At 44.2% G+C, this 15,820-nt stretch carries 19 protein-coding genes; 14 read left to right on the forward strand and 5 right to left on the reverse strand.

Going from position 1 to position 15,820, the window contains the following annotated elements:
* The first annotated feature begins 14 nt into the window (after positions 1–14).
* The 3 genes from PHP90_RS03160 (at position 15) to PHP90_RS03170 (ending at position 2,889) form a co-directional block, all read left to right on the forward strand.
* Positions 15–1,148, forward strand: a complete 1,134-nt coding sequence (locus PHP90_RS03160; RefSeq protein WP_299925126.1) for a hypothetical protein — start codon at positions 15–17, stop codon at positions 1,146–1,148.
* Positions 1,149–1,305: 157 nt separating this feature from the next.
* Positions 1,306–2,169, forward strand: a complete 864-nt coding sequence (locus tag PHP90_RS03165) for a hypothetical protein (protein WP_299925129.1) — start codon at positions 1,306–1,308, stop codon at positions 2,167–2,169.
* Between the two features lie 165 nt (positions 2,170–2,334).
* Entirely contained in the window at positions 2,335–2,889 is a 555-nt protein-coding gene (locus PHP90_RS03170) for a hypothetical protein (RefSeq protein WP_299925131.1), read from the forward strand.
* Position 2,890: 1 nt separating this feature from the next.
* Here PHP90_RS03170 and PHP90_RS03175 read toward each other — a convergent pair whose 3' ends face one another.
* Positions 2,891–3,823, reverse strand: a complete 933-nt coding sequence (locus PHP90_RS03175) for an aldolase/citrate lyase family protein (protein ID WP_299925133.1) — start codon at positions 3,821–3,823, stop codon at positions 2,891–2,893.
* Positions 3,792–4,154, reverse strand: a complete 363-nt coding sequence (locus PHP90_RS03180; protein WP_299925135.1) for a cytochrome c — start codon at positions 4,152–4,154, stop codon at positions 3,792–3,794. The genes PHP90_RS03175 and PHP90_RS03180 overlap by 32 nt, the downstream gene beginning before the upstream one ends.
* Positions 4,155–4,222: 68 nt before the next feature.
* Here PHP90_RS03180 and folD point away from each other — a divergent pair, with 68 nt between their 5' ends.
* The 11 genes from folD (at position 4,223) to PHP90_RS03235 (ending at position 13,076) form a co-directional block, all read left to right on the forward strand.
* Positions 4,223–5,083 carry a bifunctional methylenetetrahydrofolate dehydrogenase/methenyltetrahydrofolate cyclohydrolase FolD gene (folD, locus tag PHP90_RS03185; protein WP_299925137.1) on the forward strand — a complete coding sequence of 287 codons (861 nt, stop codon included), beginning with the start codon at positions 4,223–4,225 and terminating at the stop codon, positions 5,081–5,083.
* A gap of 8 nt (positions 5,084–5,091) precedes the next feature.
* The gene (lepB, locus tag PHP90_RS03190) at positions 5,092–5,928 is read left to right on the forward strand and encodes a signal peptidase I (RefSeq protein WP_299925139.1); all 837 of its coding nucleotides are present in this window, start codon (positions 5,092–5,094) and stop codon (positions 5,926–5,928) included.
* Positions 5,915–6,592, forward strand: a complete 678-nt coding sequence (locus tag PHP90_RS03195) for a site-2 protease family protein (RefSeq protein ID WP_299925140.1) — start codon at positions 5,915–5,917, stop codon at positions 6,590–6,592. Before lepB ends, PHP90_RS03195 begins: the two co-directional genes overlap by 14 nt.
* A gap of 8 nt (positions 6,593–6,600) precedes the next feature.
* Complete coding sequence (gene rpiB / locus PHP90_RS03200) at positions 6,601–7,038, forward strand: ribose 5-phosphate isomerase B (RefSeq protein ID WP_299925141.1); 438 nt, start codon at positions 6,601–6,603, stop codon at positions 7,036–7,038.
* 3 nt (positions 7,039–7,041) lie between these two features.
* Positions 7,042–7,374, forward strand: coding sequence for a hypothetical protein (locus PHP90_RS03205; RefSeq protein ID WP_299925142.1), 333 nt, complete (start codon positions 7,042–7,044; stop codon positions 7,372–7,374).
* Between the two features lie 51 nt (positions 7,375–7,425).
* On the forward strand, positions 7,426–7,974 hold the full coding sequence (locus PHP90_RS03210; RefSeq protein ID WP_299925143.1) for an adenine phosphoribosyltransferase: 549 nt from the start codon (positions 7,426–7,428) through the stop codon (positions 7,972–7,974).
* Positions 7,974–9,173, forward strand: coding sequence for a tryptophan synthase subunit beta (trpB, locus tag PHP90_RS03215; RefSeq protein WP_299925145.1), 1,200 nt, complete (start codon positions 7,974–7,976; stop codon positions 9,171–9,173). Before PHP90_RS03210 ends, trpB begins: the two co-directional genes overlap by 1 nt.
* Before the next feature lie 8 nt (positions 9,174–9,181).
* On the forward strand, positions 9,182–9,775 hold the full coding sequence (locus PHP90_RS03220) for a DedA family protein (protein WP_299925147.1): 594 nt from the start codon (positions 9,182–9,184) through the stop codon (positions 9,773–9,775).
* Entirely contained in the window at positions 9,756–11,192 is a 1,437-nt protein-coding gene (locus tag PHP90_RS03225; RefSeq protein WP_299925150.1) for a leucyl aminopeptidase, read from the forward strand. Before PHP90_RS03220 ends, PHP90_RS03225 begins: the two co-directional genes overlap by 20 nt.
* A 125-nt stretch (positions 11,193–11,317) precedes the next feature.
* Positions 11,318–12,418 carry a redox-regulated ATPase YchF gene (gene ychF / locus PHP90_RS03230; RefSeq protein WP_299925153.1) on the forward strand — a complete coding sequence of 367 codons (1,101 nt, stop codon included), beginning with the start codon at positions 11,318–11,320 and terminating at the stop codon, positions 12,416–12,418.
* A 55-nt stretch (positions 12,419–12,473) separates the two neighbouring features.
* Positions 12,474–13,076, forward strand: coding sequence for a hypothetical protein (locus PHP90_RS03235; RefSeq protein WP_299925156.1), 603 nt, complete (start codon positions 12,474–12,476; stop codon positions 13,074–13,076).
* Here the strand turns inward: PHP90_RS03235 and PHP90_RS03240 are convergent.
* From PHP90_RS03240 to PHP90_RS03250, 3 genes are read right to left on the reverse strand one after another with little or no spacing between them, the layout of a single operon-like run.
* Positions 13,060–13,884, reverse strand: coding sequence for a phosphatidylserine decarboxylase (locus PHP90_RS03240; protein ID WP_299925159.1), 825 nt, complete (start codon positions 13,882–13,884; stop codon positions 13,060–13,062). The two genes, PHP90_RS03235 and PHP90_RS03240, sit on opposite strands and share 17 nt — an antisense overlap.
* Positions 13,885–13,886: 2 nt before the next feature.
* Complete coding sequence (gene truD / locus PHP90_RS03245; protein WP_299925162.1) at positions 13,887–14,978, reverse strand: tRNA pseudouridine(13) synthase TruD; 1,092 nt, start codon at positions 14,976–14,978, stop codon at positions 13,887–13,889.
* Between the two features lie 7 nt (positions 14,979–14,985).
* Entirely contained in the window at positions 14,986–15,810 is an 825-nt protein-coding gene (locus tag PHP90_RS03250) for a thiamine-phosphate kinase (RefSeq protein WP_299925165.1), read from the reverse strand.
* Positions 15,811–15,820: the final 10 nt, after the last annotated feature.

Raw genomic sequence — 15,820 nt, forward strand, 5'->3', positions numbered from 1 at the left:
TAAGGAATTATTTTATGTTATCAAAACCTGCTTTTAACTTGCTAAAACTTGTAGTATTGTCATTCATTCTTGGCGGCTGTACATCAATAACTCCTCATGAATCTCTTAAAAATGCCTTGAATAAAACATTTGACACTACAGGGTATAACTATACTTCATCAACACGTATCACCAAAATAGTTTTTCCTAAAAATGAGACCAATACCACATCAGAAGAGGAACAAACGGCTACGGAAAAGCTTTCATCTCTTTACGTGCAAAAAGGTATTAGTGTTCTTCGTGGATTTTCATTTGGACTAAACGGTGCTGTTGACTATGCTGATAGTATCAAATCAGAAGCAACCTATGACTTTCACTACAATCGTGACAATGTCGAAACTTCTATAAAACTCCCGTTTTTATTTGATTATTCTACAAAAACACTCTATATGGGAAAAACATTTTTAAATACTATCTTCCCTATGAAAGAAGAAGACGAAGGGAAGTTGATTCGACTTGATCTTAACGACTCGTTCATTACTACCCTGATCAGTGAAGAATCGATGAAACAGTTTGACGAGGACAAAGTACGAAGTCTCAATAGTGCTATGAAAGAAGGAACACTCAAAGCATTCAGCGATATTAACGGATCATATTTCAAATACACACCTCTAACATCCGATGAAAAGCTCTCAGGCAGTATCCAAAAAATACATATTTCACTTGATCGCAATCAATCGATTAAATTAGTATTAACTATCACCGATGCGATGATTCAAAAAATGTATTCCGAATCAATACTTTCAAAAGAGATATACGGGTCCTATATGTTCTTAAGTGACCCAAAACAACTGACACACCTTATGGAAAATGTTAATGTCCGATTTGATTTCGATTTCGGTATCAATGCCAAAGGTCGAATCGCTCTAGTTGAATCCCTTATTAACGCATCGGATAAAGAAGAAAAATTTGCCCTCGGAATTGAAAATATTACTTCATTAAATAACTTCAACACTCCACACTTCACACTTGATCCAAAAAGCTCCGGCAGCATCGATTATATGGAAGTTTTCCGGAGTTGGAAAGAGTTTTTCCCGGATAAAACTCCAACCGATTCATTGCCTGAAGAAGAACAAATTAGTGACTACGAGCAAAATCTAACCATCTAAGAATCACATTTTACAGCCATCCCTATCCAAAAAATTCCAAATGGATTTGGATGTCCCAAATTCATCTTATTAAAAACAACTTCTTTCATTAGTAATTTCAAGGTACAATTCCCTCCATTGCGCACGGAAGTGCCTTATCTAAATACTTTTTGAGACCATGAAGCGAACCCAGTCTTTTTCTCTTTACGCATTAATAATCGCTTTATTGGTTCACCTCATAGTCATTTTATTGCTTATTTTATTGGATCAGATCAAACCAAAACCCCGTCCGCCGGTTACTCCTCCCCCACTGAAAGAAGAACGTTTCAAACTCTCTCTAAAAGATATGCCGAGTATAAAGAAAGAGGCGATCATCAAAAATGATATTCCAAAACCTCCTGCCAAACTCCCGATTCCACGCGGTGAGCAGCTCGTTAAACCGCCTAAAAATGTCCCTCTGTTACCGAAAGCTCAACCTGTTACGCAGCCTCAACCTCCGGTGAAACAACCGGTCAGCGAGCCGATCCCTGTTCCGCCTGAACCTAGAAAAGCTTACGAGCAGCACGTTGCCAAACCTGTTGCTACCATCCAAAGAACTTCGATCAAGCAAAACCAGGGACTCTACGATATCCTCTCCAAACCCGATCCCTCAGCGCAGGAGAGACCTACCCAAAGTACCACCAAAATCACAGATACGATTCAACGCCTCTACGGTGATAAATTTAACGATCTCTCTGCAGGGGAACAAAAATACATTATCGACAATCAAGAAGTAATGCGGCGGATTACCCAAGAGGTACTGGATCGTTACGGCCATTCTCGAATCCCTGACAATATCCGAACAAACGATACCAATATGATCGAGTTTTATCTCCATCCCGACGGCAGTATCTCTGATCTTCGTTTTCTAAAAAACAGCCAACTCTCTATTTTGGACGATACGACCAAAGAGGTGATCGAGTTAGCCTATGCCAAATACCCGCGTCCGCAACAAAAAACACTGATCCGTTATCGTGTTTGGTATAACCTTTCGGGATATTAAATGCCTCATTTATCGTTATAATTGAGTATGCAATCGACTAAGCCCTTTATGTTCCCCTCTTTTATTCTTGCCTTAGTTATTCATATAATACTGCTTGTCGTACTTTTTTTTCTCTTTCGGCAAACACCGCCGAGTAAACCTATTCACCCTGTATACGAAAAACGGATGGCTCTCTCGATATCCCATCCACACCTCTCACAACCTCCCATTACGGCGTTGATCCATCCTCAAAAACCTCAAAAACTGCCCATACCCGACAAACAAAAAAAGCCTTTTCTATCCAAAGAAAAAATAACTGAGACCAATACGTCTGTAACGGTGCCATCCGATAATAACACTAGAAAATTGACTCGTAACGATATAAACATTTTACCTAAGTCGATTCTTCACCATTACGGAGATGATTTTTTTGAACTATCAGCTCCAGAGCAGCACTACTTGCTTGATAATCTCCAAAAAATCCGTAGAATCAATGATATAGTCGGCAATCGATTGTTACAAACCAAATCTGATGAAGAAATCGATACAAAAGAGAACAATATCGTTGAATTTTATCTCCATCCCGACGGTTCTATCTCGGATTTGACATTGTCCAAGGAGAGAGAAGGTTCGTTACTCGATGAGTTGACATTAGAGACGATCGAACTGGCCCATACGCAGTATCCGCGACCTAAACAGACAACATTGATTCGTATTCGAGTATGGATACTTGTTAAGTAAACTATCGTACATTTAAAACAGCCAACGCACCTTTATAAATCGGCTCATCGATAAATCCGTAGCGCAAATCGCTAAATCCGGTTATACCGCGTGCGGCATGTTCTTCGAATAACTTTACGATCTCGTGACATCGGGCTATCTCGTGGTCACTATCTCCCAAAATCTCATGGATAAGCTCCACTTGAGCCGGAGCAATACACCCTTTGGCATCAAATCCCATCATTTTTTCCAATTCCAGCCAGTTGCGCAGTCCTTCACTGTTTTTATAGTCCTGATAGACAAACGAAACTGCTTTTACACCGCACGCGCGTGAAGTGATCAAAAAATGGGAAAGGAGATGTTGAACGGTCGGATTTTCAGGAAGCAATAACGTTTGCGAAAGTCCCAAATCAGCAAAAAGATCAAGGATTCCCAAATAATAGGTCGTGATACGCGGGTCGATAGCAAGTTCGCTGAGTGCCAGCCACGCCTCTTTTGTTTCGATGGAGAGATGAACTTCGATCCCTTCATCCACCAACGTGAGGATTCGGCGTACATCCTGTACCGAACGGATTTTCGGCACACGGATAGCATCGGGCATGAAGGGATTAAGATATAGAATCTCTTCTACTCCCCCCTCATCGAGCGGATTAACGCGTACTACCAGTTTTTTTTCACATACCGGATTAGCGGCTAAAACAATCGCACACAAAACCAGCGCATAGGGTTTTTGCTCACGACTGACCCCGTCTTCGAGATTAAGCATTAAACATTCGCTGCTGAGGGTTGGGATTTTGACTAGATGTTTGAGATTATGGGTAGAGAGCATCATCGCCGAGCGAAACGACTGCGAATGGTTTAGCTGCCGGATTTGGGGAATGGCTAATTCCTTAAGCCCTTGCAGATTACCCGATTCTAAGAGATCAGTGAGTTTTTGGATGTTTTTGAGCAGCACGTTGAAACTCCTCACGATGAAGATAATAATAGAGAATTTGAATTTCGTTGTCCGTCAGATAGTAGCGAGGCATCCCTACAATCCGGCTGTTAACTTTTTCATCAAATTCTTTGAAGGAAAGTTTATTGATCGGTTTTCCCGCAAATACTTTCATCTCTCCCTCATCCTTGTAGCGGGCGATCAGTTTCCCTTCTCCCGCTTCGCCGTGGCATAAATGACATCCCACTCCACGAGGATTATGGTACAAACCGCTCGCATATTCCTCTTTCGTTATAAACGAATCGGCATGCGATATCATGAAGGCTAAAAACAGAACAAAAACCCCGCGCACTTGATCCCTTTAACCAATTATTAGTCTTTACTCGGTATCATACCCAAAAACAATTTGACGGTGATTAAATGCAAATACTTGATGGAAAAGCGCTCGGACAAAAAATCGAAGAAAAAGTCTCTTTAGGAGCCAAAGAACTCAAATCCCTTACAGGGAGAGTTCCCGGTTTGGCGGTGGTTTTGGTCGGACACGATCCCGCAAGTCAAGCGTATGTCGGAATGAAAAAAAAGGCGTGTGACCGTGCAGGATTTTACTCTGTCACTCACGAAATGCCCGAGGATATTTCCCAAGAAGCCATCATAAAAACCATCGAAATGATGAACCTGAACCCTAATATCGACGGTATTTTGATCCAACTGCCTCTCCCTGCGCATATTGACACCACTAAAATCCTCGAAGTCGTAGCCCCGACTAAAGATGTTGATGGATTCCATCCGTATAACGTCGGTCGTCTCGCCACAGGATTGGACGGATTTGTTCCATGTACTCCTCTGGGCGTTATGGAGCTTTTGTCCGAATATAACATCGATCCCAAAGGGAAAAACTGCTGCGTTATTGGCGCTTCCAACATCGTCGGAAAACCGATGGCGGCGCTTTTGCTCAATGCCAATGCTACCGTCGAAATCTGCCATATTTTTACGGATGACCTTAAAAAGCACACTCTTGCCGCTGACATTATCCTAGTCGGTGCCGGAGTGATCAATTTGATCAAAGAAGATATGGTACGTGACAATGCCATCATTATCGATATCGGAATCAACCGAGCACCCGATGGACGACTTGTCGGAGATGTCGATTATGATGCCGTTGCCCCTAAAACATCGTATATTACCCCTGTACCGGGCGGCGTCGGACCGATGACGATCGCCATGCTGCTCAGCAACACCCTCAAAGCCGCCCAAATTCATGCCAAAGAAGAGAGTAAATAACCCCCCATATGAAGAAAAAACTATTCCATGCCGCTCATCGCGCCTACCGCTTTTCTAATACCTGGACAGGGACGGTCATTATTGTCTTGTTCGTTATTTTCTTCGTTGCACAGGCGTTTCGTATCCCCAGCGGATCAATGAAAGACTCCCTCCTTGTCGGCGATCATCTTTTCGCTAAAAAATTTGCCTATGGGATTTCGACTCCCCATATCCCATTTTTAGAAATTCCCCTGATCCCCGGAACAGACGGACATATTCTCAACGGAGCTGAGCCTAAACGCGGAGATATCGTCATTTTCCGTTATCCGAATAATCAACAGCTCCATTACGTTAAACGATGTGTCGCCCTTTCCGGTGATGAACTCTTTGTTAAAGACAAAGTTCTCTACCTCCACCCTCGTGAAGGGGACGAATATGCCAAAAAAGCGTTCCCCAATTATGAGCTAATCGAACAAGACGGAAAACTGTGGGTCAAAGATCCCTACACCAAAGAACATCCGGGTATCCATCATGATGAACGTATCACGAAAGATGATCCGAACATTGCCTTTATCCAAAATGGGGAATACATCTTTGATTTTCCTCCGACAATCGTTCCTGACAAACAGTACTTCATGATGGGGGACAACCGTGACCACTCCAATGACAGCCGATTCTGGGGTGCCGTTCCCTACGGCCTGATCGAAGGGACACCGTGGTTTGTCTATTTCAGTCTTGATGCTGATTACAAAGTACGTTGGGATCGAATCGGTAAAACACCTGCCGATTTGGAGCAAAAAGGTCCGTTAAGCCGTGCAATAGCCGAACGAGTACGTGAAGACGCCAACGACCATGAACTCTATTAATCTGCTCGAAATACCCGCCGCTATCATCGCATTGCTGATTGCCATCATCGGCCATGAGATCATGCATGGGTGGGTCGCCTACAAATACGGAGACACGACTGCAAAAAATAGCGGACGGCTCAGTATCAACCCTCTTATTCATCTTGACCCTTTCGGATCTATCCTCGTCCCTTTAATGACCTATTTCATCCCATTGCTTTTAGGTGCTTCCAGCGGCTTTTTATTCGGATGGGCAAAACCGGTTCCGGTAAATCTCCTGACCGTTATCCGCAATGGCGGATATAACGCGGCGATGCAGGTGAGTCTGGCGGGAATCGTATACAATCTTTTTTTAGCCACCCTCATGTCAATCGTCCTTGTCGCTCTCCCACAACCGACGGAAGCCGATGGAATCGGATATCTTTTCCTCTATCTGTTGGTTATGAAACTGATGCTGATCAACGTCATATTGGCAGTGTTCAATCTCCTCCCGATACCAAGTTTTGACGGCGCCCATTTCATCAGCTATCTTGCGCTGAAATATAATATACGTGTCGTTGCCGAATTTTTCGCCAAAGCCGAACCTTATGGAATGATTGTTATCATCATCATATTGGTTACTCCGCTTAAAATACCACTTGTTATGTGGCCTATTGAAGCACTGTTACATTTATTATTAAACTAAGGAATTGTATGAAATTTTACATCGCTACCGACCATGCCGGGATTGATCTAAAAGATTTTAGTGTTGAACTGTTGCGCCAAAAAGGGCACGAAGTCATTGATTTAGGACCTTTTTCAAAAGAGAGAGTCGATTATCCTGATTACGCGGTAAAAGTATGCGAAAGTGTTCTTGCCGATCCAACTGCACAAGGGATATTGATTTGCGGTTCCGGAATCGGAATGAGCATGGCGGCTAATCGCTTCCACGGTATCCGCGCGGCACTGTGTCATGATGCCTATACTGCAACCGTTGCTCGTGGACACAACGACGCCAATGTATTGTGTTACGGAGAACGTATCGTAGGTCAAGGGGTTGCAGAATCGATCCTTGATGCATGGATTGCAGGAAAATTCGAAGGAGGCCGTCACTGCGGCCGAGTGGATAAAATCGAAGCGATACAAGGATAACGTATGTTTTTAGAGTGGTCTTTGCTCACGGTTGTCACTTTAGGGGCACTTTTCTTTTTAGTCAAAATGTTCTATTTTCGGAGCATTACCGTTAAAGAACAACGTACCAGTGAAATGATGAAATTGACTCTCAAAGAGGCCGAAGTATTGATCCGGAAATATCAAATTCAGCTCCAAAGAGCATTAGGGAATGTTGATATTCTCAGCGAAGAACTTAATAACCTGCGGAATGAACTTAAATCGCTTAAGCAGCGCAACTCTAAACACCGTTCCGAAACCGACCGACTCCAAAATAAAATCAAAGAGCTCGAAGGGCGTATTGACGCATTAATTTAATGCAACCATTTGCCTCAAATTAGGCAGAAAATTTTAGAAAAGGGATGGCCCATGAGTCTCAGCATCAGTGACAAAGCTATTTTGATCAACGCTATTCGCGATATACCCGATTTTCCGAAACCCGGAATCATTTTTAAAGATATCACTACCCTCCTCTCAGATGGAGAAGCGTTCGGTGTTTTAATGCAGCATTTGCGCGATCGTTATGCAACCTATGATCTCACCCACGTTGCAGGAATCGATGCACGCGGCTTTATCTTCGGTGCGGCTTTGGCACAGATGCTGGGTGTCGGATTTGTCCCCATCCGGAAAAAAGGAAAACTCCCCTACACGACCGTTTCGGAAAAATACTCTCTCGAATACGGCGTGGATGAAGTGGAAATCCATATTGACGCTTTCTCAGGGGTTGAAAAACCGCGTGTCCTCCTTATCGATGATCTGATCGCTACCGGCGGAACGGCCTATGCTGCTGCCAACCTTATCAACAAAGTGGGTGCGGAGTGTATCGAAGCATGTTTTGTCATGGGACTTGATTTTTTGAGCGGACAATCCAAACTGCGTGATCTTGTTGAAGTTTATACTGTAATTGGAGTTGATTAATGTACATCCCATCCCCCTCAAAATTCGATCCTGTTGATGGCCATTTCGGCATATTCGGTGGACGTTATGTCCCTGAAACTCTAATGCCGGCTCTGCTAGAGCTCGAAGAAGCCTATAAAGAGATCCGTTTTGATGAAGCCTTTTGGAAAGAAGTCGACGGATACCTCACCGATTACGTCGGTCGTCCAAGCCCCCTCTATTTCGCTTCAAATCTTTCCGAGGAATTAGGGGCTAAAATCTACCTCAAGCGTGAAGATTTGAACCATACCGGTGCGCACAAGGTCAACAACGTTATCGCGCAAGGACTCATGGCAAAACGTTTGGGCAAGAAAAAAGTCATTGCCGAAACAGGTGCAGGACAGCACGGTGTGGCTACCGCAACCATTGCCGCACTTCTTGGATTGGAATGTGAGATTTTTATGGGAGCGAAAGACGTAGCCCGACAAGAGCTCAATGTCTTTCGGATGAAACTCCTCGGAGCAAAAGTACACGCCGTTGAAAGCGGTTCCAAAACCCTCAAAGATGCGATGAACGATGCCATCCGACACTGGGTCACTCATGCACGCGATACTTTCTATATTATCGGAACGGTTGCGGGACCTCATCCGTATCCGATGATGGTACGCGATTTTCAGGCGATCATCGGATGCGAAGCACGCGCTCAGATTCTTGAAAAAGAGAAACGTCTTCCCGATTACGTCATCGCATGTATCGGCGGAGGCTCCAACGCCATAGGCACGTTTCAGCATTTCCTTGAAGACAAAGAGGTTCGCTGTATCGGGATTGAAGCAGGAGGCTTGGGAGTTGAAACCGATAAACACGGATGTTCACTTCTCAAAGGACGCCCGGGAGTGTTACACGGACAAATGAGCTACCTTCTCCAAGACGATGACGGTCAAATCCTTGAAGCCCATTCCATTTCTGCAGGGCTTGATTATCCGGGTATCGGACCGGAGCATGCATTTCACAAAGACAATGACAATGTCACTTATGACAATATTACGGACCAAGAAGCACTCGATGCCTTTGTATGGCTTAGCCGAGCCGAGGGGATCATTCCTGCATTCGAATCGGCTCATGCCGTCGCATATTTGAAAAAAATGACCGATATCAAAGACAAACTCATCATCGTCAATCTCTCCGGACGCGGAGACAAAGATATGATGCAGGCAAAACAAATTTTGAATTTCGATAATTAAGGCTGTCCGTGGAAGATCTGTTAATTGGGTGGCTTAGAGACTACGGCTACATCGTCCTCTTTTTTTGGAGTATTTTAGAAGGGGAAATGGGGCTTATTATGGCCGGTATCTTTTCCCACATGGGGGATATGTCTCTTCCTATCTCAATTGCGGTCGGAGGATTCGGCGGATTTATCGGGGATCAGATCTATTTTTATATCGGGCGATTTAACAAACGCTACATCCATAACAAGCTCCGTTCCCAGCGCCGTAAATTTGCCATTGCCCATCTGTTGCTCAAAAAATATGGATGGCCGGTTATCTTTATCCAACGCTATATGTACGGGATGCGTACCGTCATCCCTATGGCGATAGGACTGACCCAATATTCCAGCCGTCAGTTTGCCTTTATTAACTTTATTAGTGCTATATTTTGGGCAAGTATCACGATCATCCCTGCCTATTATTACGGTGATGCTATTCTAAATATCCTCAAATGGATAAAAGAGCACTGGTTTTTTGCCATCCCTCTGATCGCTTTAGCGGTATGGGGAATCATTAGCAGCATGAATCGACTTGAAAAAAATCTTTTGGAGAAACGCCGTGAACGTCAAACTGTATAATCAACTACTAGAAAAAATCGGAGCCGAACTTACACTCGAATTTGTAAGTTCCAAAACACTCGAAACCCATCCTCATCATGCACTGCTAACACAGGCTGGATTCAAAGCGGAGCACGAACAGATTTGTGCCCTGCATGAACACCGTCTTCTCGTATGCGGTATCGACAAAGAGGAAAGCGATGAGCTCTATCGATCCGCAATGGCCGCAGCCATTAAAGCTGCTATGAACTATGCCTACACGTCACTCAAATGCGCGCAATACACTCCTGAACGCTTCTGTGCATTGATCGAAGGGGCTGTGCTGGGCAGTTACAAATTTGAAAGCTATAAATCCGAACCGAAACCTTCTCTGCTTACAGAAGTGATCTTTTCCCATGAAAACAATGACGGTTCATCGAACGATTTTAACGCATTGGAAGCCGTTTTACACCGAACCCTCATCATTGCCAAAGCGACCAATTACGTCCGTAGTCTGGTCAACCAAACTCCCGATGATATGACACCTCAACAGATGTCGGTTACTGCAGATGCGCTCGCGACAAGCAACAACCTCGAATGTACTATTTTGGATGTCAACGGACTCGAAGACGAAAAAATGTTTGCGATGCTCTCCGTCGGTCGCGGTTCTGCCCACCCTCCCCGCCTGATTCACCTCGCCTATAAACCTGAAAATCCGAAAAAGGTCATTACCCTCGTCGGTAAAGGTCTCACCTACGACAGCGGCGGGCTCAGTCTCAAAGCAGCTACATCGATGGTAACGATGAAAATGGATAAAGCCGGCGGCTGTGCCGTCATGGGAATGATCAAAGCGATCAGCGAACTGGAACTCGATATCGAAGTACACGCATTCGTCGGAGCGGTTGAAAACATGATCAGCGGCAACGCTTACAAACCCGATGACGTTCTCCGTGCCAAAAACGGAAAAACGATCGAAGTGCGCAACACCGATGCTGAAGGGCGTCTCGTCCTCGCAGACGTTCTCGGTTACGCTCAAGAGAATGTCAAAGCAGACTATCTCTTTGATTACGCGACCCTCACAGGTGCTTGTATGGTTGCTCTGGGGCCCTACACCACAGGAGTCATGGGACACAACGAAGAGCTCAAACACTCGTTTATCAAAGCAGGCGCTTCTGCGGGCGAATACTGCGGAATGCTCCCGTTCAACCGCCATCTCAAAAAACTGATCAAAAGCGACCTCGCAGACGTATGTAACGTCTCTAGCAAACCCTACGGCGGAGCGATTACAGCCGCGCTGTTCCTCGATAACTTCATCGATGAGGATATGAAAGAGAAATGGGTCCATTTCGACATCGCAGGCTCTGCCTACACCGAAAGCGCTTGGGATGTCCATACTTACGGCGGGACGGGTGCGGGTGTACGTATGACACTCAACTGGCTCATGGAACACTGCAAATAATCTTTTCATTCCCGACTTGTTCGGGAAATCCCTTTCTCATTTTCCCCCTCAGTCCCTTATCAACAACACTGTATTATAATTGCGCCAATACTTTATGCATCGAAACACTATTAAGGAAACACTTCATGGGCTTATCAATCGGACTCGTAGGATTACCAAACGTCGGAAAATCGACCACTTTTAACGCACTTACCAAAGCACAAAATGCCGAAGCGGCGAACTATCCGTTCTGTACCATCGAGCCGAACAAAGCAACCGTTCCGGTACCGGATACACGTATCGATGAACTCGTAAAGATCGTCAAACCTGAGCGTGTTCAATACTCGACTCTCGATTTCGTCGATATCGCCGGTCTCGTAAAAGGGGCAAGCAAAGGTGAAGGTCTTGGAAATAAATTCCTCTCTAACATCCGTGAAACCGAAGTAATCTTGCAAATCGTCCGTTGTTTTGAAGATGATAATATCGTCCATACCGAAGGGCGTATCGATCCTCTTCAAGACGTTGAAATCATCGAAAACGAACTTATTTTTGCCGATATCGAAGTATTGACCAACCGTATCGAGAGACTTAAAAAACAGGCGAAAAATGAAAAAGATGCGGCAGCGATGATGGCATTTGCTGAAGAGTTGGCGGAGTTTTTGGCAGAAGGGAACCTTGCGCGTAACTTCCCAAAAGCCGATTCGGAAATGTACGAAAAGCTGATGAATGAAACTCGACTTCTCAGTGCCAAAGAGATCATGTACGGGGCTAACGTCGATGAAGACGGCCTCACAGAAGACAACGAATACGTCGTCCGTCTTCGCGAGCATGCCGCTAAACACGGCTGTGAAGTCATCAAACTCTGCGCAAAAATCGAAGAAGAGCTTGTCGGTATGGAAGATGATGAGCGTGACGAGTTCTTGCGCGATATGGGAGTCGAAGAATCAGGACTCGAGCAGATCATCCGTAAAGGATTTGATAAACTCGGACTCATGAGCTATTTTACCGCCGGAGTCAAAGAAGTTCGTGCGTGGACGATTCATAAAAATACAACGGCTCCTAAAGCGGCTGCCGTTATCCACAACGACTTTGAAAAAGGATTTATCCGCGCCGAAGTCATCGGGTACGAAGACTTTGTTGCATGCGGTGGCGAAGCCAAATCAAAAGAAGCCGGAAAAATGCGTTTGGAAGGAAAAGAGTATATTGTGGCTGATGGTGATATCATGCACTTCAGATTTAATGTATAATAATTAAAATTATTGCCTCTTATAGGGAGGCATACTTTGCCAAGGAGTGATTTATATGCCTCTTCAGTACGCCGGACCAAAGCCTCTAATCTCAGCACACGGTATTACATTCGACCTAAACAAAGAAGATAAATTTGCCTATATTAGTATTGTTGCAGAACTAATTCAAGCACTCGACCATAACTATCAGGCGAATGAACGGTATACCTATCTTGCAAAAGCAGAGCCGCTGAATGCTGACATCATTTTCAATCTTATCAAAAGTAAAGATACAACTCTCGTCGATCAGATCGAAGAACGTCGTAAAATTGCGGAAAATGAAATTGCAGATGAGTTAAATCGGGCACATGAGAACAAAGTTCTTGGAGAAGAAGAACGTGATGTTCTGATCCGTAATATCGAGTTAATGCGTAATTATCAGATTAACCGTTCAGTCAATAAAGCAGTCTATTATGCCGGAATCAATGTCATAGCCAATGAGATCAAACAAGGGCACATTGATTACATCAAGGCTCCGATGTTCCAAAAGTTCATGCACGTTTTTCACTCCGTCCAAGGAGCTTTAAGCAAACTGCATCCAGCGATCGACAGTACCATCGATATCCACGAAGAAGACGGTCATCTGCAATTACGTTTGGATATTATCTCGAGGAAGTAAGTCTTGCAATTATCTGTCCAAAGCGGACATTGTGCCCTGTAGAGATTCCGAGTTCCAGCATCTCTTTCTCGCACAGCATGACAATAGTCGAACCCATTCGAAAACATCCGAAATCATCACCTTTGCTGAGATATAGATCTCTGTAGCTGTATTGACTCGGTGTTAATACGCTATTCGTTCGGATACGCGGTTCAAAACTCACTTCCATTTCACCGACATTGAGAGCACCTACGAGAATCAGGAAAAAGCGTTTTCCCTGAGCACTTAAACACTCCAAAATAACCCGCTCGTTCTCGATAAAGAGATTCACCTGTTTTTTGAGTGAAGGGATATTGACCGGATAGAGTTTGCCGGGAATATGAACCGCATGAAGCACCTGCATATCGATCGGAGCATGGTAACGGTGATAATCGCGCGGAGAGAGATAAAAGTTGACAAATGTTCCGTTACGGATGCTTTTTTTCGAATCGCTTGAAATCCCCTCGCCCAATACACCATCAACACTGTAACTCATCCCTTTAATCTGCAATGCCAGATCTTCATTGATTGCTCCACACTCTGTGATCAATGAATCGCAAGGGCTGATCATATCGAGAGGATCGTGAGAAAACGATCGTTTATGACGAAACTTTCGGGTAAAGAGAGCATTCAGACTCGGATACGACTCAGGCGGCTCGAAATCAGACATATCCAATCCCATCGCCCGTACATAGGTGCGATTGATCATATTTTGAAAAATTCTCCCATGCTCTTTGGACGCAAAACGTCCAAAAGTTTGGGACAAGGCCGAGGTAAAATGTTGCTTCATGATTACTCCTGAGTTTCGTCGGTTTGAATTGGGCGTTTAGCGATCTCTTCGATCAAAACGGTGGCATAACACCCTTTTGGAAGGGTAAAATGGAGTTCAAACCATGCCTCATTCTCTTTATACTCCCCTTCGATCTCTTCGGGAAAAATCCATCCGTATCGACGTGCCCCGTCGATTCCAGTGGTGATGGTATCGTATTCTTTTTCAATCGTCTCCGCCAATCCGACGGCACGTGTCGCACGCTTACCGCTGAGAAGCCCGCTAACGGAAATATCCCGTTTATTAAAGCGCTCAATCTCCTCACTGCTCTCATAATGAAACAGTTTTCCATACGGGTAATGCATCATCACATCGCCATGGATCAATTTAAACGGGTGCTTTTGGGATTTCATCGTTTCGAGTTCTTCTTTTGGAAAAGGCAAAATTCTAGTCAATTCTTCAATTCCAAAGCCTTCAACAAGTTTGGACATCTCGATACGACGGCTCAACCAATCATTAAAAAGATAGCTCTGATACGCATTAATATAAAATTGAGACAATTTTTTATTACGCTCTTTTAGAGTGCCGGCTAAAATCGCTTCCCCTTTTTTATAATTTTCTCCATCCAATCCAAAACGCTGAAATCCGAAATAGTTTGGCATCCCCTGTTTTTTGATCATTTTAAGAGCCTCTTGGATCTTCATTGCAGCTGTCGGATTGACTTTTTTAAGACGGATAAAAAAGCGATTCCCTTTGAGATGTCCGACACGTATTTTGTTATTATGATACGTTTTCGCAAGGATTTTGATCCCTTCATGTTCGAAATTTTCCAATACCGATTCAAATTTACGAGGAAGCGAAATATACTGTTTCGTCTGGGCATTTTTATCCTTTAGCCCTGCGTAACCGATATCCCGTCCTTTAATTCCCAAATGATTGCTGAAAATATCGACCATTTGCCACGTAGAAAGATTTTTTTTGCGTACATGCAGTACTAAATGTTCTCCATCTCCGCTAAAAGGATACAAAGGGATCTCATCAACCACAAAATCCCGTGCTGATTGGCGGAAATGAAATTCTATAGGGCTATGAGGTAAATAATATTGACGTTCCATGAAACTCCTAAAAATGATGACGCTTACAGCGATTGGTGAATCTTCCCCGTTGTACTTTGCCGACAACGGTAACAGGTGTTCGGGACACTGCGGCAATACGCCGAATTGTCGCCAGCTTGCGAGGAGAAAACGCAATCAGCATTTCATACTCTTCTCCGCTGCATCCGATTTTTTTGGCAATTTTATTCGTAAATCGAATCCCCATCCGATTCGTATTGCACAACTTCTCGATATCACTGAAAAGCCCGTCTGAAATATCCATACCGGCTCGTAAATAACGGCGTGTTTGCCGAATAAACGATTGACGTAAACGAGGTGCAACAAAACGACTTTTTGAATGCACTTTTCCCCCGGAAAGAAGATAGTTCAGCTCTTTAGCCGAATTTCCTATCTTTCCGGTATAAGCAATCATATCTCCCTTTTTTAACCCACGACGCAAAAGAGGTTCTGTTGCATGGGAAACGATGGTAATCGATAAATCAAGCTTAGCATTGCCGATCGTATCTCCTCCGATAATCTCAATACCGTATCCCGCAGCAGCTGCTTGCATCCCTCGTGAGAGTTCATCCATCTGATGAAGTGACATAGACTTTGGCATTGCAACTCCGAGCAATGCATATTTTGGAGTAGCATTCATCGCAACCGCATCAGAGATATTGATGATCATCGCCTTGTACCCGATCTGATACGCGCTCAACCACTTCCGTTTAAAATGGACATTTTCAAAAAAAAGATCTTTGCTGTAAATCCATTGTCCGATACATGCACCATCATCACCGATGTACTTCTGAGAAGAACGGAAAGTGGAGATAAAATAGTTTTCAACATTCACGCCATGTATC

This window comes from Sulfuricurvum sp. (assembly GCF_028712165.1).
GTDB lineage: Bacteria > Campylobacterota > Campylobacteria > Campylobacterales > Sulfurimonadaceae > Sulfuricurvum.

Coding starts and splice junctions, on each gene's coding strand:
- truD (WP_299925162.1), bottom strand. CDS start 14,978: ATGGAACGTCAATATTATTTACCTCATAGCCCTATAGAATTTCATTTC.
- PHP90_RS03170 (WP_299925131.1), top strand. CDS start 2,335: ATGGCTCTCTCGATATCCCATCCACACCTCTCACAACCTCCCATTACG.
- PHP90_RS03210 (WP_299925143.1), top strand. CDS start 7,426: ATGAGTCTCAGCATCAGTGACAAAGCTATTTTGATCAACGCTATTCGC.
- PHP90_RS03240 (WP_299925159.1), bottom strand. CDS start 13,884: ATGAAGCAACATTTTACCTCGGCCTTGTCCCAAACTTTTGGACGTTTT.
- PHP90_RS03160 (WP_299925126.1), top strand. CDS start 15: ATGTTATCAAAACCTGCTTTTAACTTGCTAAAACTTGTAGTATTGTCA.
- PHP90_RS03165 (WP_299925129.1), top strand. CDS start 1,306: ATGAAGCGAACCCAGTCTTTTTCTCTTTACGCATTAATAATCGCTTTA.
- trpB (WP_299925145.1), top strand. CDS start 7,974: ATGTACATCCCATCCCCCTCAAAATTCGATCCTGTTGATGGCCATTTC.
- PHP90_RS03195 (WP_299925140.1), top strand. CDS start 5,915: ATGAACTCTATTAATCTGCTCGAAATACCCGCCGCTATCATCGCATTG.
- ychF (WP_299925153.1), top strand. CDS start 11,318: ATGGGCTTATCAATCGGACTCGTAGGATTACCAAACGTCGGAAAATCG.
- PHP90_RS03235 (WP_299925156.1), top strand. CDS start 12,474: ATGCCTCTTCAGTACGCCGGACCAAAGCCTCTAATCTCAGCACACGGT.
- PHP90_RS03205 (WP_299925142.1), top strand. CDS start 7,042: ATGTTTTTAGAGTGGTCTTTGCTCACGGTTGTCACTTTAGGGGCACTT.
- rpiB (WP_299925141.1), top strand. CDS start 6,601: ATGAAATTTTACATCGCTACCGACCATGCCGGGATTGATCTAAAAGAT.
- lepB (WP_299925139.1), top strand. CDS start 5,092: ATGAAGAAAAAACTATTCCATGCCGCTCATCGCGCCTACCGCTTTTCT.
- folD (WP_299925137.1), top strand. CDS start 4,223: ATGCAAATACTTGATGGAAAAGCGCTCGGACAAAAAATCGAAGAAAAA.